General features: G+C 39.1%; 17 protein-coding genes. 3 read left to right on the forward strand and 14 right to left on the reverse strand.

The window, feature by feature from the left end; all coding sequences use genetic code 11:
- From FET73_RS10890 to FET73_RS10935, 10 genes are all read right to left on the reverse strand, one after another.
- Positions 1–1,371, reverse strand: a complete 1,371-nt coding sequence (locus FET73_RS10890; RefSeq protein WP_154223989.1) for a formyl transferase — start codon at positions 1,369–1,371, stop codon at positions 1–3.
- 3 nt (positions 1,372–1,374) lie between these two features.
- Positions 1,375–2,484, reverse strand: coding sequence for a membrane protein insertase YidC (locus FET73_RS15280; RefSeq protein WP_154223990.1), 1,110 nt, complete (start codon positions 2,482–2,484; stop codon positions 1,375–1,377).
- On the reverse strand, positions 2,481–3,596 hold the full coding sequence (locus FET73_RS10900) for a CDP-glycerol glycerophosphotransferase family protein (RefSeq protein ID WP_154223991.1): 1,116 nt from the start codon (positions 3,594–3,596) through the stop codon (positions 2,481–2,483). Before FET73_RS10900 ends, FET73_RS15280 begins: the two co-directional genes overlap by 4 nt.
- Before the next feature lie 4 nt (positions 3,597–3,600).
- The gene (locus FET73_RS10905; protein ID WP_154223992.1) at positions 3,601–4,380 is read right to left on the reverse strand and encodes a phosphocholine cytidylyltransferase family protein; all 780 of its coding nucleotides are present in this window, start codon (positions 4,378–4,380) and stop codon (positions 3,601–3,603) included.
- Entirely contained in the window at positions 4,377–4,994 is a 618-nt protein-coding gene (locus FET73_RS10910) for a gamma-glutamyl-gamma-aminobutyrate hydrolase family protein (protein WP_179952237.1), read from the reverse strand. Before FET73_RS10910 ends, FET73_RS10905 begins: the two co-directional genes overlap by 4 nt.
- Entirely contained in the window at positions 4,994–7,993 is a 3,000-nt protein-coding gene (locus FET73_RS10915; RefSeq protein WP_154223994.1) for a PEP/pyruvate-binding domain-containing protein, read from the reverse strand. The genes FET73_RS10910 and FET73_RS10915 overlap by 1 nt, the downstream gene beginning before the upstream one ends.
- A gap of 19 nt (positions 7,994–8,012) precedes the next feature.
- The gene (locus FET73_RS10920; protein ID WP_154223995.1) at positions 8,013–8,219 is read right to left on the reverse strand and encodes a hypothetical protein; all 207 of its coding nucleotides are present in this window, start codon (positions 8,217–8,219) and stop codon (positions 8,013–8,015) included.
- Between the two features lie 92 nt (positions 8,220–8,311).
- Positions 8,312–10,420 carry a sulfatase-like hydrolase/transferase gene (locus FET73_RS10925; RefSeq protein ID WP_154223996.1) on the reverse strand — a complete coding sequence of 703 codons (2,109 nt, stop codon included), beginning with the start codon at positions 10,418–10,420 and terminating at the stop codon, positions 8,312–8,314.
- A gap of 84 nt (positions 10,421–10,504) precedes the next feature.
- The gene (locus FET73_RS10930; protein WP_154223997.1) at positions 10,505–11,593 is read right to left on the reverse strand and encodes a PilT/PilU family type 4a pilus ATPase; all 1,089 of its coding nucleotides are present in this window, start codon (positions 11,591–11,593) and stop codon (positions 10,505–10,507) included.
- Between the two features lie 16 nt (positions 11,594–11,609).
- Positions 11,610–12,056, reverse strand: coding sequence for a tellurite resistance TerB family protein (locus FET73_RS10935; protein ID WP_179952238.1), 447 nt, complete (start codon positions 12,054–12,056; stop codon positions 11,610–11,612).
- A gap of 70 nt (positions 12,057–12,126) precedes the next feature.
- On the opposite strand from FET73_RS10935, the gene FET73_RS10940 reads away from it, so the two are divergent.
- Both FET73_RS10940 and FET73_RS10945 read left to right on the forward strand, forming a co-directional pair.
- The gene (locus tag FET73_RS10940; RefSeq protein ID WP_154223999.1) at positions 12,127–13,422 is read left to right on the forward strand and encodes a transglycosylase SLT domain-containing protein; all 1,296 of its coding nucleotides are present in this window, start codon (positions 12,127–12,129) and stop codon (positions 13,420–13,422) included.
- 14 nt (positions 13,423–13,436) lie between these two features.
- On the forward strand, positions 13,437–15,203 hold the full coding sequence (locus FET73_RS10945; protein ID WP_154224000.1) for an ArnT family glycosyltransferase: 1,767 nt from the start codon (positions 13,437–13,439) through the stop codon (positions 15,201–15,203).
- 9 nt (positions 15,204–15,212) lie between these two features.
- Here FET73_RS10945 and FET73_RS10950 read toward each other — a convergent pair whose 3' ends face one another.
- The 4 genes from FET73_RS10950 to FET73_RS10965 form a co-directional block, all read right to left on the reverse strand.
- Positions 15,213–16,430: an alpha/beta hydrolase-fold protein gene (locus tag FET73_RS10950; protein WP_154224001.1), complete on the reverse strand. Its 1,218-nt coding sequence runs from the start codon at positions 16,428–16,430 to the stop codon at positions 15,213–15,215.
- Positions 16,431–16,564: 134 nt separating this feature from the next.
- Positions 16,565–17,572, reverse strand: a complete 1,008-nt coding sequence (locus FET73_RS10955; RefSeq protein WP_154224002.1) for a DUF2333 family protein — start codon at positions 17,570–17,572, stop codon at positions 16,565–16,567.
- A gap of 80 nt (positions 17,573–17,652) precedes the next feature.
- Positions 17,653–18,102 carry a pilin gene (locus FET73_RS15400; RefSeq protein WP_179952239.1) on the reverse strand — a complete coding sequence of 150 codons (450 nt, stop codon included), beginning with the start codon at positions 18,100–18,102 and terminating at the stop codon, positions 17,653–17,655.
- 153 nt (positions 18,103–18,255) lie between these two features.
- Positions 18,256–18,948 (reverse strand): hypothetical protein, encoded by a 693-nt coding sequence (locus FET73_RS10965; protein ID WP_154224004.1) that lies wholly within the window; start codon positions 18,946–18,948, stop codon positions 18,256–18,258.
- 353 nt (positions 18,949–19,301) lie between these two features.
- Between FET73_RS10965 and FET73_RS10970 the strand changes: the two genes are divergently transcribed.
- Positions 19,302–20,963: an ArnT family glycosyltransferase gene (locus tag FET73_RS10970; RefSeq protein WP_179952240.1), complete on the forward strand. Its 1,662-nt coding sequence runs from the start codon at positions 19,302–19,304 to the stop codon at positions 20,961–20,963.
- The last annotated feature ends 26 nt before the right edge of the window (positions 20,964–20,989 follow it).

Consider the following 20,989-nt stretch of genomic DNA (forward strand, 5'->3'; position numbering starts at 1 on the left):
TTAATTCTCAAGCCCTTTGGATTGAAACTGACTGACAGCTACCCTTTTAGTTTCTTCGTGCATAAAATGGTATGTTTGACCCATATGTTGATTTTGTGGTGTTGAATTGATTTGCTTAAAACCATCCGTTAATACAATCAATTGCTTTAATACAAACGACCTAACCCACGGATCTAAAAAGCCATAAATTAATCGGTATTGAAATTTTAAATCAGTTGTTTTTGATACTTTTAATTTTAAATCAGGTAACCAAAAAGGTAATATCACATCGCCCACGTCTATACCCGGTGCCAAGAAAAAAGCTGAAGCTGATGTTCTACCGTAAATCAATTGAGACCATAAAACACAATCGGCACCTCTGACATCTGGCAAATAACCTGGATGAACATGAATCAACTTTTTATTTCCAATTTTAAGCAATGAATCTGGAACGATTCCACCACCTGTAAATAAAAAGAACTCGCTTTGTTCTTGCTGCATTTTCTCTAACAAAACTATGTCTTTAAGACCTGTTATCATTAACTGCTCAACGCAGTCACTGTAACGTGTTAATGATTGTTCTTGGGTTGCAGCTGATAAAATCTGTTGATTAATCCCGAAAGCATCTTGTACTGCTTGTTGTGTTGCTTTCACATCATCGCTGAGCTTTTGCTTCATTTGGTTAGACCAAAAAAACATCTGTTTGTATTGTTTACTGGCAGCATAACTGACACGCATTGAACTGGGCAAAAACTTTCCTACTGGTTTTTTAGAGACCAAATCTAAGGAGGAAACCAATTGTATGACCTTTTTAACTTTAAGCCCCATACCATTGATGGTTTCCAGATAAGCCCTGGCAATGGGCCCTTCTGAAAAAAGCACAGTAATTGGAAGCACTTTCTCAATTGTTTCTTTTTCTTCTAATAATTGGCTCGCTTGACGTTTAATGGGTTGAAAACGATTCAAAAGATTTTGTATCGACTCTTTTATTAACTCATTTTTCAAGCCAAAAACACCATCAACTCGATTTAAAACTTTGAATACCACATTGCTCGTTTTCATTGTCTGGCCAAACTCGTCTTTTGACGCAGACAATGAAGATAAATAGCGAATTGCGAGTAATATACTCAATCGATAGCAGCCTTCATCCAACAGCAACTTTTCTGGAGCAGGCTTCCAGTTATTTAAATAAACTTTAAAATGTGTTTTGGCAATATCCAGCTTTTTCATCCAAGCATGGTAAAAATCCATTTGATCCGCGCCCCAAGTGTCAGAGTGCAATAAATTACTTAAGGATTCGATGATATGGAAGTCACCCAGATTCTCTAGTGAGTCAGACTTTAAAAATTGTTTCTTTGCTGTTGCTACAGCTGAATTTAATCCTTCAATCATCAATTAATTTCCCAACACTTTTTGCTGAATAAATTGTAATACATTCGCCATTGCCCAATACAAAACCATTGCAGCTGGAAAAGGATAAAACAACACAAAAAACGCAAAAGCCATCAAGTACAAATTAACTTTTTGTTTCTTTGTTTCTGATGCTGGTGCCAAATCATTCCTGTAGTAAATCGTGGAAAATAATGTGATCAGTGTCATCAAAATTGGCAGCAAATTCAAACTTGAACCTAATAAAGGAACGGCAAATCCAAAATCTATTAATGCGTCAGGTATGGATAAATCATGTACCCAGAGAAAACCTTGACCCTCTAAGGCACTCATTTCACCTAATGCATTAAAAATAGCCACGAGAATTGGAATTTGAATAAAATTTGAAAACAATGGCTTCAAAGTGTAGAACGGTGAAATACCTAACTCTTTATGAGCTGCCATCATTTCATTGTGTGCTTTCTCACCTTTGTATTTTTGCTTAATTTCAAGCAGTCTAGGAGCCAATAAAGTCTGATTTTTACTGACATTCCTTTGAAGCCTCAATGTCATCAGTCCCACTGGCATCAACAAAAACTTCATTACAACTGATAACAAAACGATTGACCAACCCCAATGGCCTATCGCATTATTTATGGTTGTTAATAACCACTCAATACCTAAGGCAATTGAACGCAACCAACCCCACAAATGCGCATATTTCAACTCAGAAAAAGCACTTACAGAGTCTGTATATCCCACCGTTTTGTTCAATGAAGTAGCCGCATCAGTCTTTAATTCAAGTCGATTGTTTTTGAATGTCGCCATCATGGACTTATCCAATGAAATCATTGCCAATTGATACCTGGATTTCCAACCCACATAGCTGGCTTCACTGGGAACCACAAGGGTACCTTCAGGGTCAATAAAAGTGACTTCATCATCTATCAAATAAACTGGTTGCACCGAATTATAAATAAAGGCTAAACCAAAAAAAGGCTTTTCATGGGTAACCATAAACATCGGTGTATCGATGGTTTCTGCGCCGTCAACTACATTCAACATTCTGATGTCTTTGGCTGTTGCCGCTGTCACGCACAACATCAAAGTTAAAACCATATACTTTCTATAAGTCACAACAACTCCAAAACAGCTTCAGCAGCTGTTTTACTACTGTAGCCAAGGTTATAAACATGCTCATTTGCCAGTGTTGCTAGCTGTCCTGACCAATCCTGCTCACTGTCCAGCAACTGTTTAATATTTTGCCCCAATCCAACCAAGTCGACAGATTGTATTGCCCCGATCTGACTACGAATAGCAGATTCAAACGGTTCAACAGCAAGTGTTTCATAGGCTTCATTTTGAATCTTTTTGGGTACATCAATAAATAAAACAGGCTTATGTAGTCCAAAAGCATATTCCAAAGCAGCTCCCGACCAATCAGAAATCATCAAATCAGATTGATGAAGGGATGTCTCAGATGAAACGCCAGATTCATAGATAAACCGGTCATCAGACAGGTGCTTTGATAATATTCGATCAATGACTGCTTTAGAAAATTTGACTGTTTGAGGGTGCGGGCGCAAAACGACTTGATAAGGTAACGCCATCAGTGCATCTATTAAACGCTCACCCATTAATTCAATCGTGCCATTTTCACCCCAGGTTGGCGCCACAAGAATGCTTGGCATTTTCTTCATTTGTTTAACTTGCTTGTTGGCCATAATTGAATCTAACCGACCATAGCCGTGGTTCACCAACTGTTTTGGCGGCATATTCCACTGCTTAACCATCGCCTCGATTTCTCTATTGTGGTGAGGCCCGGAACAAAAAATAACATCAAAAGCATCAAATGCCTTCGGCCTATATACCATGTGGTGGCTGACAAGAGAGTGATGAATGTATACAAAACGCTTAACCGCCTTCGACTTTTTGATTTGATATTGATCTAAGTCTGGCATCGTCATTATCACTAAATCGCTGCTGACATTGTCAAAAAAGTAATTCCTGATAAAGCCATCACCAATCACAAAAGCATTGAAGTTTGTATGTTTAATTTGGGTTCCAGGATCACTATCTTCTGAAGACACATAATTAATGGTTTTGTCTGTTTTAGTCAACAAGGCTTCAACCACAGGCTTTAAATGTGGCCAATAGTTAGCACCCTCACAATAAAAGCATATTTGATTGTCACTTTTTCCTAGCTGATTGAACCTCAATACATCTTTAAAGTGTCGAATAAATCTCATGTTTTTATCCTAAGTCACAAAACGGCTTAAGTAACCCTTGATCTTGTAACGATTGATAAGCCTCCAAATCAGAAACAGAATCAATTTCTAGCCAACCGTTGTGAACCAAGGCCGCTTTGACTTCCCAATTGGCGTCAATCAATTGCTGGATAAATGACGTCATGTACATGTTATCGAAATCTTGACCATCAAAAGTGACAGATTTATCTAGGGCATGATAGAAAGCTATAAAATCTTTAACCTTATCTTTTCTGATTTTTATCAGTCCAGTGTATTGGCCCTGTATTTCGTCGTAACTTTTGGGTTTTTTTCCTAGCTCCAGCACATCTTTTGAATCAGTTAGCTTCAATGTTTCTGCATCTTCTAATGGGTTTTCTAACCTCAACTCCCATAACTTACGCCATGCTTTATCTACCATCAAGACCACTTCACCATCGGTTTCTAAAACTTTTGTTAAGTTCTCAGGCTGATAAATGATGTCTCCATAACAAATCAATAAATCCTCGTCAGCATTCATTACACTTTCTGCACAAAATAAAGTGCTCACCATATTTGTGCTTTCAAACGCAGAATTTTCTTTGCATTGATAACCCAGAGCTTTGATTTGATCTATTCGATAGCCTCCAATCACTGTGATGTCAGTCACCCCAGCTGCCTGCAATACACCAGATTGTCGTTCCAGCAATGTCTTGCCATCAATAGGTGTTAAACACTTAGGTTTGTCATTTGTTATGGGGCGCAGTCGTGTACCCTGGCCTGCTGCCAATATGATTGCTTGTGTCATAAAAATAATTCCTTAATGATGGACAGCCCAATATCTGAATTTTGATTCATTCTTTCAGGGTGCCACATGATGCCTGTTATTGGTAAGCATTTGTGCCTGCAATATTCGATTATACCGTCTTTAGCTGAACCCAATGGAGACAGCTCTGCTGCCAAGTCATTTGGCTTGATGCCCCAATCATGGTAAGAATTAACCTGAATGGATGTGCCATCAGTAAGTTCAACTTCATGGTTTTTACATACATGTTCGGTAGTTGAAGAAAGACTGCCACCAAAATGAACATTTAACATTTGCATGCCTCGGCACACTCCCAAGATTGACAGTTTATTTTCTATACAAAATTGAATCAAATGTGATTCAAACGCATCTCTTTCAACCGCTGCTTTGGGGCTTTGGGTGAATGACAAATCATTACCGCCAGTTAAAATCACGCCATCTAAATTCAAACAAGCCAAATACTGAAACGCCACTTCTTTGTTTGCAATATTCAATAATGGAACGCCTGCACAATCCAAGCTCAATAAAACACTTCCCCAGCTTTGGTCTAGACAATCACGACGTTCACCATAAGATGCAATCACCTCAACCCGCTGTGTTAGACCAATTTTTTTCATCATTTAATCCTGATGATTTGTTTCAATCCACAGTTTAACCGAACCACAGAAGCAGTTTTTAATTCATCATAAATTTTATCACCCACCCCAATAGCAGCAGGTAAACTCAGCTCAGCTGAGCGAATCGCCATATGTGAATTGGCACCACCGTATTTTGTAATTAATCCCGCCAAATCATGCGCAAACATCCAGTCATACCCTGGGTCAGCTTGCTCAATAAAAACAATCTTACCTGCCAATGCTTGAGGCTCATCTGATAAACAAACACTGTCTGCTTCAACCGCCTTGCTGGTGATGAAATTAGGCTCAGATGCATTCCGTTCAAAAGCATGAAAATCTGTTACGCAAGTTATCAACTGAGGTAGTTCAACCATTTTTGATAGTTGAAATTGTTTTTTATTTGACTTAATAACTTTTTTCAATCCTGCAATGTCTTTAACGCCTAACCGGTACTCCTTCAAGTTTTCTAAGGACAGATAAGCCATTTTTTTTCTGTTGATTCCGACACTCTTTCCAAATTCAACCATCAAATCCAAGGCCTTACTTAAGTTTTTGGAAAACTCGAACTTCACTGATTCTCTGGCTTGAGTTGCGGCTTTACAATAGGACATCAATTGATCAGCATCATTACCCAACTTCATACTTTCTAGCAATGCATTGATTTTTAACCTTTGATTTGCACTTAATTCAAAACAGGTGTTGTTAACAACTTTTGACTGATTAGCACACGCCTTTGAAAACAGGTATTGCTTAGGGTTTTCCCAATAGGCTTTGGCTGTTATATCATATGTACCTGGCCTCAAATGACCATAAGAATTGACATAATCTTCTTTAGAAATATTACCTTCAGCCACTGCCGTTGCATCTAATTCAAATTCACCCGCCACCGTGTTAAATGATGACAAAAACGAGTTTTTATCATCTGCTGATAAGATGCCCATTTTGACCAAGTTATTTAAAAATGTCATGGCGACGAAGCCGGCCCTGGCCGCATGTGAAAATGCTAAAGTGCCATATTTTTTACACTCATCCAACAACAACAAGGCTTTATTTAATGCAGGAGCATTTGAAGCTAAAATGTCATTCCTGCTTTGAGTTAAAGTCTCAATACTGTCGATGTCTGCTGTTAATCGATAGAATGCTGCCTGAGTTATGTCTCTTAAACCCGACTGCAATGCTTCCAAGTCTGACTCCTTCACGCCATAGGGAGATAAGCGCTTTCTGGCACTTTCAATAAATTTTGGTGTTAAGACAGTGAATGCCACATCGAATTCTAATTTATCATGACATTGTGGATTGGCTTTTAAAACAGCTAGGTAAGCATTGCAAATACGTTCGGCTGCTTCATCTGATACCGTGGCTGGGATAAAGGAATTTAAACTGGTTCTGATATTCACATAAGGCTGTCCAGCAAAAACCCTGATCAACTGATGTTGACTGACATCGCGGTACCCAAATTCAGCGCGCTGCACGGCCCAAATTTTATCTACAATCAAATGGCGGTATAAACTATAAGCCAAAGGTTTTGGCTTGACGCCGATGATTTCAGCAGGATTCCAGTCAGGCATAACACCAAAGAAGGCGGCATTGCCAACAACATTCAAGCTTGCAGCTTGCTCATCTTTGAAAGCTTGAACACAGTGATCAAGTGTTGTGATGACATGCGCATCATCAATGAAATCATTCTTGTGACTGACTGCAATAGGTCTTACTTGAAAAATGTGTAATTGACCTTTGCCATCAACAGCAAACTCTATGTCTAATTTATCATAGCCTAACAAAGCTTCAATTTCGGCGACACCTCGTAACACTTTCTGAATGTCACTTTCCAAATGTTTAACTACCAGGCTATCCTTCTTGCTGACAACGATGGTTCTTAAATGAGCACCCGATCCTGAAGTGACTGATTCAGTTGACTGGGTTTGGTCATCAAAATTTATTCTGTAGTATGGTGCACCTGTCTCTAAAGAACGCGTAAACACAACACCAGACATTTTTACTTCTGATAAACAAGCCTGTACCAGAATCTGATCTTCTTCAATTGAATCTGAATTGATATACGAATCAACAACATTTTCAACAGCCTTGATCACAGCTGCTTCGCTTTTTGAGTCAACATTAAGTACGCTTTCAAACCCACCCGCGTGTGACTCATCCCAACAATCTTCAGCGTATGAACTGCTTCTGACTACCAAAGGCCTACCCTTAAACCTTTGCTGAATTTTTTCTAATTGATGATGTGGATTCGATTGCCATTGCTTGACAGTAAAGGTCACTTGTTCACCGATATGAGATTTCTTTACCAAAGGATATAATCGATACAAAGTTTCTGACTTAGTTCCCAAAATAAAATGGGCAATATCCATATCAGAATTAAATTCAGTCCAATCGCCTTTGACATCAAAAAGTTGAATGGACAAACCTTGTTCAGACAAATGATTGATTAAAGACAGCAAATTGGTCACCTTATCGGAGCTGATTTGCTTTACCGCAGCGACTGCACGTTTAGAGAACTTTAACAATCCTGTAAATTCAACCTTAGAATCTGAATCTATATTTTCAAAAACCGATGAATCCAAAACTTCAGATGCGTTAATATCTTTATCTGACCGTTGCTCAAATCGCGTCAGCCATGCACTGTCAACCCCTACCACCACATCGGCAGAAACATCAGCAAACTGAGCAACAGTTTTGGGCCTGAACAATGTATCAGAATACAAAACAAGGGCCTCTCTTTGTTCACTCAATGGGGCTTTTAGAAGAGAGTGAACAACATTGTTGTGCTGCCAATCTGCAACCACTGTGTAGTTCAATTGAGGGTATTGTTCCGCCACTGACTCAATATGGTAGCCACCAATGAAATTTACAGATTCAAAGTGTGTTCGTTCTAGACTTTGTAACTGCCAATCCAGCGCTTTACGATTTTTTGAAATGGCCCTAAGTGCGGAAGGCAAACTACCTGTTGTAGACGCGGCCGCGCCCAGAAAAAAAACGTCCATATGCGTCAATCAACCTGACTTATTCTTCAGAGTCCGATTCGGGCTCAGCCTTTTTACCTGTGAAAAAGGATTTGATTTTGTACCAAAAAGTTTTAATCACCAAACCAATCGCTACAAAAAAGCCAATGATGGCTGACATGATGGCGCTGCCTGAACCTGGATCAATATAACCCCAAGAAACAGCAGGAAAAAGCAATAATAAGCAAAGACATATAAACAACTTCATGAGAAACTCAATAGGCGAAAAGTTTTGGCATTATATATCTTATTCGCCTTATTGTCATTTGATTGTCACCTTCCTTAAAAGCCTCAAATACTTTACTGGTCAATAACTATTTTTTCTATATAAACACCCAGCTTATGTTTTACTTTATTCACACCTTTCTCTTTACCCGACTTCACTTCTGGCATCAATAATTGCAACTCATTTTGACCTGAGTGCCATACTGATGAATCAAAAGTAAAATTTACAGTTTGCATTTTATTCTCCTTCAAAACAATACTGCCTACCCTGATACCATTAATATTCACATGCAATAACACTTCATCTGATTCATAATCGATACGAGGTTTCAATCTAAAGGAAATTTTGGACTTTTGCTTTTCATCAAACCCACTTGAATCTAATCCAAAAATAATTCGACTATCCAAATACTTAGTCCAAATACCTTGAAAGCTCTTACCATATTGCTGAAATCCAAACGCACCACAGTATCCAGACCTATTTGCACGCCCAAAGGTCATATGAATCGGCAAACTTTGCTTTAAACAATTGTTGGTATAAAAACCCTGCAACTTCCAACTTGAAGGATCAGTATAGTCAGCATCAACCAAGTAAACAGGTGCGTCATTCAAATATCCTTCTGCAGACTTTTGAATTGGCTGATATGCATAAAACATCCTGTCTACGTCAACCATTTGACTAAAATCACTGTCATGCATTGCTTCATTAATGATGTTTTCTTTCAGTTTTAATAACGAAAATGGCTGCTTAACTTCTTTGAAAGAGCTGTTCTGTCCTTGCCCTTTAATCATAAATAATATGCCTGATGCGCTTAATTCAAAATCAGATGGAAACCCAGTGTTTTCCGGGTTATCGTACACCCTAGCACCATGATCTGAAGTTACTACAATAAGAGAGTTATCATATACACCTATAGATTTATATTTTTTAAATAAGTCACTTAATAGCTTTAAAGCACACTCAGATTGTTCAAGCATTTTTTCATCGGATCCAACCTTTTTGCCTGGCTTTCTTCTATTACAACTTGAATCATAAACAAATTCTGGGTGAGGGATGGTTGCATGAATAATTTTATATCTTGGGGTTTTACCTGATACTGTTGCCTGTGAAGTCACATAATCTAAAAACACCTTACCACGCTCAGAATAGGTATTTGGTAATGAACTTTGCAGCGCCAGTTCTTGTGATAGCATCCACTGCCCTTGCCCATAAATATAAGATTTAAACTGGTGCAAAGAAGCCCTAAAAAGTGAATAGTCAAGCAGCTTATATGAGTTATACTTTTTCAACATCTCTTTATCAGCTGTTACATCCGACAAAAACCTATCTGGATAAATGCTTTTAAAATTTAAGCTGGGAGATATAAAACTAACCAAATAGCCAAGTTGCTCAAAAATTTTAGGCATTCCATTATTGGCAACATTTTCTGAAATAAATGTCTTATATTTGACATTCAATGGATACATTTCTCCAACCAACATGGAAGGAATACTGCCAACTGTTGCGGCATAATTACTGATGGCATCTGAATAACTCACAAACCCTTCAAAATCAGTCTTTAACTCAGGATTTGATTTGATTATCCTTTGAAAATATTCAGCACCAAAACCATCTAGAACAATAACTATGATATTTTTTGATGCTGAATATTGATTAAATTCTGCGTCTATGTTTTCAGAATAAGGGGCAGAGACAGGTGTAATAACAGATTTATAAACCACCGAGCACGACAACCCTAGCAACAAAATCGTTAAAATAAAAACATTATTGTTTGAAAGCCAATTCCTAAAAAATATAGCCATTAAGACAGATAAGAAAAGAATAAGCAATTCCAAGTAGCCACGAGAATCAAAGAGCGCAAAGTCCAAATCTGACCCATCTAAAACGCCATAGCTAACTGCAAAAAAGTCAACCTGTAACCAGATTAATATTGATAACACAAAAATCACTGGAGAAATTAATCGTAATACAACCAAGGGAAATAAACTCAAGACAGCGGCCGAAATAATACAAAAAACCAACGCCTTTAAAAAGTTACTTGTAACTAAACTCCAAAAGTCATTATTAAAATATTCTGTTTGAGAAAAGAAAATGAGGTGCGGTGTGTATACCGTTATAACAAAGGCGAGAAACAGCAAGGATAAACTTGTGGAAAGGACAAGTTGCTTTTTTGAAAGATTCATTAATAATTAATTAAACAAAATTAAGTGAATAATACAATATAAACAAGCCATATTGTAAGTTAACGATTGTAGTAAAAATTCTTGTTAGAAATAATCATCACTTGCAGAATCATCTTCACTTGTTAAGTTGATTTTAACCTCAAGACCTTGTCTGGAATCGGCATTACTCAACGCTTCTTCAAGTTCAATGATGCCGTCTTTGTACATGTTGTATAAGGCCTGGTCAAAAGTTTGCATACCATCTGAAAGAGAGGCTTCCATCGCTGGTTTCAACTCATTGATTTCGCCGCGGCGGATGATTTCTTTAATCTGCGGTGTGTTCATCAAGACTTCACAGGCAGGACGACGTTTACCATGAACATCAACAACCAAACGTTGCGAGATAACAGCACGCAGGTTCAAGGCCATGTTCATCAACACGTTTTTATGCATATCGCTAGGGAAAAAGTTCAATGCACGTTCCATGGCTTGGTCAGAGTTATTGGCGTGCAATGTCGCCATACACAAATGTCCGGTTTCAGCAAATGATACCGCCGCTTCCATCGTTTCAGCGTCGTTAATCTCACCAATCAAAATCAAGTCAGGAGCTTCACGCAAGGCATTTTTAAGAGCCGGTGCATAACCCAAAGTATCAATCCCAATTTCACGCTGATTAACCACTGATTTTTTGTGTCTGTGAATGTACTCAATCGGGTCTTCTACCGTCAAAATATGGCCTGACTTGTTACTGTTCCGGTAATCAATCATAGATGCCATGGTCGTTGATTTACCTGAACCTGTTGCACCCACCACAAGAATTAAGCCACGCTTTTCTAAAATCAAATCATACAGATGCAAAGGCATGTGCAACTCATCCAACTGAGGAATCTGGCTTTTGATGGTTCGAATCACCATACTTGTTTCGCCTCGTTGTCGAAACACATTGACACGAAACCGACCCACTCCTTTAATAGACACGGCCAAGTTACACTCCTTGGTCTCTTCAAATTCTTGGATTTGGTCATCGTTCATCAAAGAGTAAGCAATTTGCTGAACAATCCCAGGCGGCAAGCCGGTACTGCTCAATGCATTCAATTTTCCTTCGGCTTTGACATTGATGGGCGCTCCCGTGGACAGGTACATGTCTGATCCATTGGTTTCCCTCATGATTTTTAAAAAGTGCGTTAAATCCATTGTTCCCTCCCAGTAATCAGCTGTTGTTGCACAGCGATTTTAATTCTTGTTGATTGAAACCCAATAACTGACCTGCTTGTTCAATTAAATTGGATTCTAACAAATGCAATTCATCATCTGCATAAGCCAACTGCCACATGTGTGACAACAAAGCCGCTTTTTCAGACTTGCCTAAATAATTATTGATGACATTGGTCTGTGTTTTAATTGATAAAGAAAAGTCAGCCCTCAACTCTGCTTTATCGATATATTCAACCACTTCATCTGCACCTAATTGTAAAGATTCCGACAACAGATCAACCAAAGCCGTTTTTTCTGTATGTAATTCTACAAAATCAGCGCGCACCATTTCCAGCATTAATTCAACTATGGCGTGATTGAGCTCTTTTTTTTCACTTTCAGTTAAAGGCCGATCAGAATGACCGACTTTGAGCATAGATTTAAGGCTTTGGAGAAAATTCATGCTTGGTGGCTTGATGAAATGCTTAAAATACTGATAATACACAATACCCTGACCAACTGCAAAGCCATTTATGCGACAAATATTTACCCTCATCACTTTGATATTTTTTTCAGGATGTCAAATTAACCAACAAAAACCCACTTCAAATATAGAGCAAACGCCCACAAAAGCGGTCAACAGCATTGACTTGATAGCAGAAATCAAACGCTGCCAAAACAACGAAGTGTGTCTAAGCGAACTCGAAGCGTATTTAAAAACCAGTATCGCACCACAAGTGGAAGCCGCACAGGCATCAGGCCAGAGTAACCCCTTACCAGAAGTGACCGAAGCTGCCCATCAATTCAAAGACCACTCCAGTGCCACATCTTATAAAGATCCCAAACTGAACAACAAAAGAATCCAAGCCACACTCAATGAGTGGTTAACTTGGAAACGACCTCAATTGATTGAAACATGGAATAACTACCAATTCCTCAAAGCACACGTTTACCCGCCTTTCAAGCAACTGGACATACCTGAAGCACTGATACTGGCCATCATTGCCCAAGAATCAGGTGGCCGCGTGCACTCTTCTTCAAAAGCCGGTGCAGCTGGCTTGTTCCAGTTCATGCCCGCCACGGCGCGCAGATTTGGTGTTCGGGGAACCATCGGAGATTATGATGCCCGCTATCATCCAGGTAAAGCAGCCGTCGGTGCTGCACACTACATCGAAGAACAACGCCAAGCTTATGGCAAGGAATATGCCAAAATATTAGCCGCCTATAATTCTGGTGAGAACCGTTTCAAAAGGCTGAACAAGAAACATAAAAATGGTGACATTTGGAACAACGATTTCTTTTATGACTTACCCAGTGAAACCCAACACTATATCGCCACCGTCTTGTCTGCGATGATGATTTTTGAATCTCCTGAAAAATTCAATGTCACCCTCAATGAGCAAGATGGTAAAACGGCTTTGGTGCGGACAAACAGTGACACCTCTTTGAGTGAGTTAGCTGTTTGCTTTGGTCAGTTCAACAATGAAATGGGCTGGTACAGAATCCTACGAAACCTCAATTCAAGCGTCAAAGCCAAAAGGGTCATTAAGGCCAATACCACAGTGGTTATCCCACAAGAGTTACAAGAAATCTATAACAACAACTGTCAAAACTCAGAACTCATGGCATTGGCAAAGGTCATCCATGATGCTGACTTTCCCGACCGGCCAGAATTCACCTATTACAAAATTAAGCAAGGCGACTCCTTGAGCAGCATCAGTAAAAAATTCAAATGTACCAACAAACGTGAAATCGCTCGCTTAAATAAGATCAAAGCCCCAAGGTACCTTATCAATGCGGGTAAAAAACTCAAATTACCCAAATGTTAATCTGCTGAATACCAATGAAGCAAAAACATGACAACATGGTGTTTTATCTTGTGTTTGCCTTGTTGGCATGCTGCCAATTGTTTGTCATGTCACAATTTGAACTGTTTGGAGACGAGGCTTTTTATTGGTTAGAGGGACAGCATTTGGCTTGGTCTTATGCCGAGCTACCCGGACTTACAGCATGGGTCATGGCATTTGCTGAATGGCTATTCCCCCACCACCCTTTCTTTTTGCGATTAATTCCTTGGCTTGCTGCTGCTTGTTTGCCTTTTTTGGTATTGGCCGTAAACAAACTGATTCACCCACAATCTGCAAGCCATCACCCAGCCCACTTGTTTTGGTCTTTGCCCTTGGTCGGGCTGGTCTCGGTGTTGTCACTGCCAGATATTTGGTTGTTATTCTTCACGGTTTTGTGTGTATTTTTGTTCCTTCAGGCCAGCAAAAAACACCACACATTCTGGTTTATTTTACTTGGTTTAGCGCTTGCCCTCGGCATCAATGTCCACCTCAGGTTTTGGTTAGTCGCAGCCATCATCGGCACCGTCACTTTAATCACTTACTGGCACCACAAAACCACCCTATTCAAGTTAATCACCATCAGCCTGCCTTTGGCTCTGATCGGTTTAATACCCATACTGTATTTTAATTTACAACACGATTTTCCACTGCTGGCATTTCAATTAAAAGACCGGCACCCTTGGGAGTTTCAGCTCGACCATTTGTACTTTATTCCTGTTCAAATTTTGGTCACCACACCTTTCGTGATGCTGCTTTTTTTGAAGTTGATACCAAAATCCAAATCCTATTGGTCCAAGCTGAAAGCCGACCAAAAGCTACTGATTTCTACTGCTTTAGCCCACTGGATGCTCTATTTTTTACTCGGATTCTTTTCAGATAACTTGCGACTTAATTTGCATTGGCCACTGCTTTCTTATGTTTTATTGTTCTGCGCTTTTTCATACAACAAACCCAGTACATTGGTCAAATGGGCGATTGGCTCAGGCACCATCGCTCACTTCTCACTGTTGATCACGCTGGCCTTCTGGTCACAACAAACACCCTTATCTCAAGCCAACCAACGCATCACAGGACATGCACAAGGTTGGTCAGAATTGGCAGAAACGACCCAGCAATTAATGCAAGCCCACCGAAAAACGGACATTCTGGCGGATCACTTCATGACCAGTGCAGCATTGGCTTACCAATTTGACAGTATAAAAAACATCAATACGCTGCCACACCCATTGAGCGACAAACATGGTCGCAGCCTACAGCTACAAATCATGGGATTTCAATCACCAAGCCAACACGCAGAAAACAGCCTGATAGTGATTGAACAAACCGCAATTAAACTTCAGGATCAGGTTGAATACTATCAAATGCTTTGCCAACAGTTGGGCGGCTTGCAGCTGTTATCACAAATGAATACAAAAAGCGGCAACAAGACTTACCACTTTTTTGAACAGCACAAAGGTCAGTGTGACATGCCAGCACTGTTCTATGGCAGTAACAAAGACAGTATTTATCGTGGTTGGGTTTTAACTGAAAAAGACCAGCTGGCCAGCTTAGCATGGGCACATACGAACCAAAAACGCACCGTTCCATTTGTACAGCAAGGCATCGAAGGTCATGAAATGTTCAGCGTTTTAGACCCAAATGACTATGTACTTAACAGTTTTGAAGCCAGTATCAGCGACTGCTCAAATTGTGACTATCAACTGACAGCAACTTTCAAAAATCACAGCCAACCCAAACAGACAAGTCAACGATTTTACCCCTGACATTAGCAGTTAATTCACTTTCATCTCATTACGCTGCCATTGTCTGATACGCTGTGTTTTTAACATGTTTTTGACTTTGGCTCTTGCCTCTTTAGCCAGTATGTTTCTACCTTGTTTTTCATATAACTGTGCCAAGCCATGGTAAACCGCGACATAGTCAGGAGCCGATTTTTGAGCCTGATTAAACCATTTTAAAGCTTCATCAAGTTTGTTTTGTAACATCAGATGTTCTGCCACCAACACACGAAAAAAAGCCACATCCACAGGAAATAATGCGGCCAATGCTTGATCAATCTCATCTCGCTGCTGCTCATCTCCACACCAAGCATAACAACTGTTTCTTAAATACCCCGTTGGAATGGGCATTATCCTACCCAGCGATTCCTTCAATTCATCAGCATAGGTTTTAACCGCATCTGCTGATTCAAAATATCGGCCATCCAACCTCGACGCTTTAAAAATGTCAAACAAAGCCCACTCATAGCTCGCCAGTCCAGTTGAACCATGGGTTTCATCAGGAAACTGTTTGAATTTGAAGTCGAATCCATTGCGCCTTTGAGACTCTATCATTTCAACGAATCCATGAACGCCCATGCCCTTTTCATTGGCTAAAGTCATATACAAATGCACTGGCAGCTTTGGATTTTGAGTCAATACTTCGGCGACATGGTCCTTCATGATTTCATTTTGCCACCACAAAGACGGACTGACCGCGATAAAACGATCAAACATTTGAGGTTCATGTACAGCCGCGTAGGTAACGAATAGCCCACCAATAGAGTGTCCGCCTAATATTTCAAAATCATTGACCCTATATGTTTGCTGTACAAAAGGCATGATTTCTTTCTTTAATGCATCCAGCATCACATCTGCATGGCCAGCATCACCCTTACCAGATTTTGGTTCTAAGGGTGGTTTAGCTGATTTTCTATATGACTGGGTATCTCCGCCAGATATACCTACCACAACCATTTCAGGCATGAATGCACTGAGGTTAGACCACAGTTCAATCAAACCAGTCAGGTAATGAAAGTTGTAATCTCCATCAACAACATAAAGCACAGGGAAGGACTGACTTTTATTGTAGTCATAAGAAGGCGGCGTATAAATCAGCAATTCATGCGACTTGTCTAACATTGCAGATGGCACAGTGACCCGCTCACCAATTGAAACCGCTAAACTGGACGCACAAATACACAATAAAAACAGCACTAAGATTTTTTTCATCACTTTACCCGAGTAAAAAAATCAGTTTATCATCAAGTATTTGATTTGGGAGTGCCGTGCCCACATAAAATCCCAAATCTATAGCCGCAAGGTTTGCCCTGCATTGCACCGCAAGAGGTTAAATGATAAGACAATCAACCGTCTTCTAATAACTGCCTTAAATCAATCACACCGGCATTGGCGCGGGAAATATACGACGCCATCACCAAAGAATGGTTAGCAAAAAAACCAAAACCAGAGCCATTTAAAATCATCGGTGTCCAAATCGTATCTTGAGCAGCTTCTAATTCACGCACGATTTGACGCATTGAGACCAAGGCATTTTTTTTCTCAAGTACCGGCTTGAAATCATGCTCCATCGCTTTCATGAAATGAATCAATGCCCATGTAGCACCACGTGCCTCATAAAAATTGTCATCAATTTCCATCCAAGGTGTCTGCACACGCAGCTCACTGGGTTTATAGGTAGACGTAGTTGCCACTTCGTCACCACCACTGTCTGTGTTGATGCGGTCTTGACCGACACTGGCACTGAGTTTTTGTGACAAAGCACCCAAACGTTTCTCAACCAGGTTCAACCAAGTGACTAAATTATCTGTGCGAGCGTAAAATTGCGCTTCAGGGTCTGTTGTATCTGCCAGATGAGTCAAATATTGGTGAAAATGTTCTTGGCCTTTGCGGTATTCAGATTCAGTTCTGGGCAAAACCCAAGAACCATTGTCGTAATGAAATTTTGGGTCAGCCTCTGCCAGATCCAAATCTTCAGAAGATTGGCTTTGAGAACGCGAAATGTCATTGCGCATCACCCGCGCTAAATCACGCACCTGTACCAGAACACCAAACTCCCAATTCGGCATGTTATCCATCAAAACAAAGGGTGGCATCACATCATTGGACATGTAACCGCCAGGCTTGTCCAACATCACATCAACCACTTCCATAAATGCTGCCGTCGTAATAAAACCCGTGACAGGCTCATGCCCGTGTTTCGCCGCACGGTTTTCCGCATTCAATTTGACATCAAAAAAGTCTGGTTCTTGATCATAGTACATCGCAAAAACCACCTGTAAAATCACGAAAATGACCAAACCATATAACCAAAAGCGTTTGCGCTTTGGTTTTCCAGAATACCTGTTTTCCATATTAATTAGACTTGAGAATTATAAATATTATAGCCCAACCAGAACGATTGGGCATGTGCTGGAAGTTAGTAAACCATGATTTAAGGTGTACGGCACTCTACTGGTAAAAAGCGGTTATTTAATGAAGACGTACATTCCCAGAATAAACTGGAGCTGGCATTGGTGCCAGTCCCAGGCAGAACGGGAGAAAAAGTCATCGTTTGACCGTTCAAAGTTGCATCATTAGAAAAAGTTACTTCAATCACACCAGCAGAGACTTGTACTTGGCTGACATTTGAACCAGTGATTAAATTTGCAGCAGGAATCCCATTTGAGCCACTATTCAAACTTGTAATTGTACCTTCATTAACCCAATACTCTGAAACAACAGTTTTAACAGCCCCAACTACACTAAAAGCCTCTCCTGCTTTCGTTCTTACAGTATAGTCTCTATACGCAGGAATCGCATATGACATTAAAATGGCAATAATAGCGATCACAATCATCAACTCGATCAACGTGAACCCTTGCTTTTTTCTTAAGTGCTTCATCTTCATTCAAGGTAATATTTAATATTAACTATCTTCCTAAACTGAATTTTAAATGTAAACAAACGACAGATTTTTTAACATTCAATAGACGGAGAATCGAATTAAAGCCACTTTCTTTAATCATAAGCTTTAAACACCTGACAATTTTTGTCCCTATGGTGTCAAAACAGTTTTAAACTGTAAATTGCTTTTATCGATGATTAACACACCATAAATTTGTTCAAACTTCAGCTCATAATAAATATAGTTTTTGTTTTTTTGATTGATTAGGTCAAAATCTTTTTTAGTCTCAGTACTTGAGTTTTTAAATGTGTCTCTGGCCTGATCTAAGGTCAAAGGTCTGGTAAAACTTACCTTATTTTGAACATCAAAAGGCGTCACTTGAGACAAGTAGTCATGAACATTTGAAACTGGGGATAGCAAGTCAGATTCAATTTTTCCATAAACAGGAAATAACCAAAATCCTTGTTCATTCATTTCATCACTCAACAGGTCGTAATCAATATCTTTCTCAATAACCACTTCAAGGTACCCGGTTCTGTGAATTACTAAGCTAGGCTTCCCTAAATAAATGTTGTAGACACCATAGAAAAAAGCAATCAATTGAAACAAAGCAATCAATAGCAAATCCATTTTTAAATACTTTTTCCCTTCTTTATAAATGATCAATGTCAACAATGGCCCTAAAATAACATCAACAACAAACAATAGCTTTAAAGGCACACCCACACCAGAAACGTTGAAATAAACTTGTTGATACCAGACAAAATAAACGAAAGCGCAAAATAAAAGAATAAAAATTGCACTGATTAGAAAATGTACAAATGAAACTTTAACTTTTGACATGTTAATTCCTCCAGCTTAGGTTTGAGAAAGTTCGCGCCATTACCTTTTTCCACATAAATAGTCAACAGTGCTTAAACACAGCCGAAATTATACAAACAGTTCGCCACGTTTTCCAGCGTCACAAAAAAAGTAAGAAAACATATATTTACTGCATTAATAATTTAACATCGAACCCACTATATTCACGAATGTTATTGTTATGACTTTGCCGATTTCATGCTCACCACCCTGCTTTATAGCCAGCTAAACACCATCCTCTTCGACATCCATGAAGCCGTTCATATAAAGCCTTTATTATCAATTTTGCTAAGAAGAAATTTGCTACAATGGCTGTAAAATTGGTAATTGATAAAATGAATAAAATACAAAAAACACTTTTTACTTTCGCATATGCGGCAATCATTGGCTTCGTTATTATCATATCCTCCGTTCCTCCTGTTAGCAGGGATGCACAAACGCACCACTTGGCACTTCCTAAAATCTGGCTGACCGAAAGTGTTTTAAGTGTCGTTCCTGAAATGGAGTTTTCTTATTATCCTCAATTAATTGACCTGTTGTATTATTTTCCGGTGGCTTTAAATTTTGATATTGCTGCTAAATACATCCACTTTCTCTTTGCCCTCGCTACGGCTTTTTTGATTTTCTTATTCATTCGAAGGTATTTGAATAGCTTTTGGGGTTTGTTGGGTGGCCTCATGTTTTTAACACTACCTCTTATATTAAAGCTCTCAGTCACTGTCTATGTGGATTTGGGCTTGTTGTTCTTTACTACTGCCGCCTTGTTTTCTGTCATCATTTGGTTAGAAAAACCCGAAAAAATGAAGTGGCTAATGATTGCCGGCATCAGTTGTGGTTTGGCTTTATCAACTAAATACAATGCCATGATGGCAGTGACCATACTGGCATTATTATTTGGGTATTTTTATATCAAGATTCACAAAAAAAACACAAATACCCAATTAAAAATCATCAAGTACTTGTCTATTTTTTCTATTTTAACGCTACTGATATTCTCTCCTTGGGCTATACGCAATACCACACTAACTGGAAATCCTATTTACCCGTTGTATGATTCATTCTTTTCTCAATTCAGCGAAAATACTACAGCTGAGACAGAACAGGTTCTTTTTCCAAGTAATGAAGAAAAAATGAAACCCCTCACCTTCAGGCGACTGGCGTACCAAGAGAACCCTATTTACTCTTTAGCACTCCCACTCAGGGTGTTTTATGAAGGTCAAGATGACAACCCCAAGTATTTTGATGGTAAATTAAATCCCATGCTCTTGCTCTTCGCTTTGTTGTTATTGCTCAGAATAAAAAGCAATTGGCGTCATCAATTTTTTGCCAGCTTTGTTGTTATTACATTACTATATACCATGTTTGCTGTGGACATGAGAATCAGATACATCATTACCATAGTGACCCCGATGATTGTATTAGCCGTATTTGGCATACATCACATTAGCCAATGGTTAAAGGGCCAATTATCCTTATCAGGTGCTAAAGCCATCATAGCAGTGTTTTTGGCAATCTATTTTGCCTTTAATTTATCCTATGCTGTCAATTTATATAAAAAAATCGATCCTTTGCCCTATATTTTGGGAGAGATCAGTAAGGATGATTATATTTCCAATCAATTGCCTTATTACTCACTCAATCAAATGGCAAACGAACTGGTTCCACAAAAGGGTAAATTATTGGGCGTATATACAGGTAACCGACGCTATTACTTGGATATTCCACACACTTTACAAAGTGAAATGATTTTTCACTATGCAAGAAATGCCTCTGACACAAATGATTTAGCACAAAAACTCTCGAATCACCAAATAACGCATATCCTCGTCAGAGTTGACTTATTCAACAATAAACTATCTGGAGAAAATGAAGAAGTTAAATCATTGCTATTAAATTTTTTCAAAAATAATTTGAAGCTACTTGCTTCTAAAGGTAGGTTTTCGCTTTTTGAAATGACTCAATCTTTTCCTCAATTAAAGCTCTTGGAAGAAACTTGAACTTATCAGGGTAAAGTTAATTTACA

The sequence above is a fragment of the Marinicella rhabdoformis genome (assembly GCF_009671245.1).
Classification (GTDB): Bacteria; Pseudomonadota; Gammaproteobacteria; order Xanthomonadales; family Marinicellaceae; genus Marinicella; species Marinicella rhabdoformis.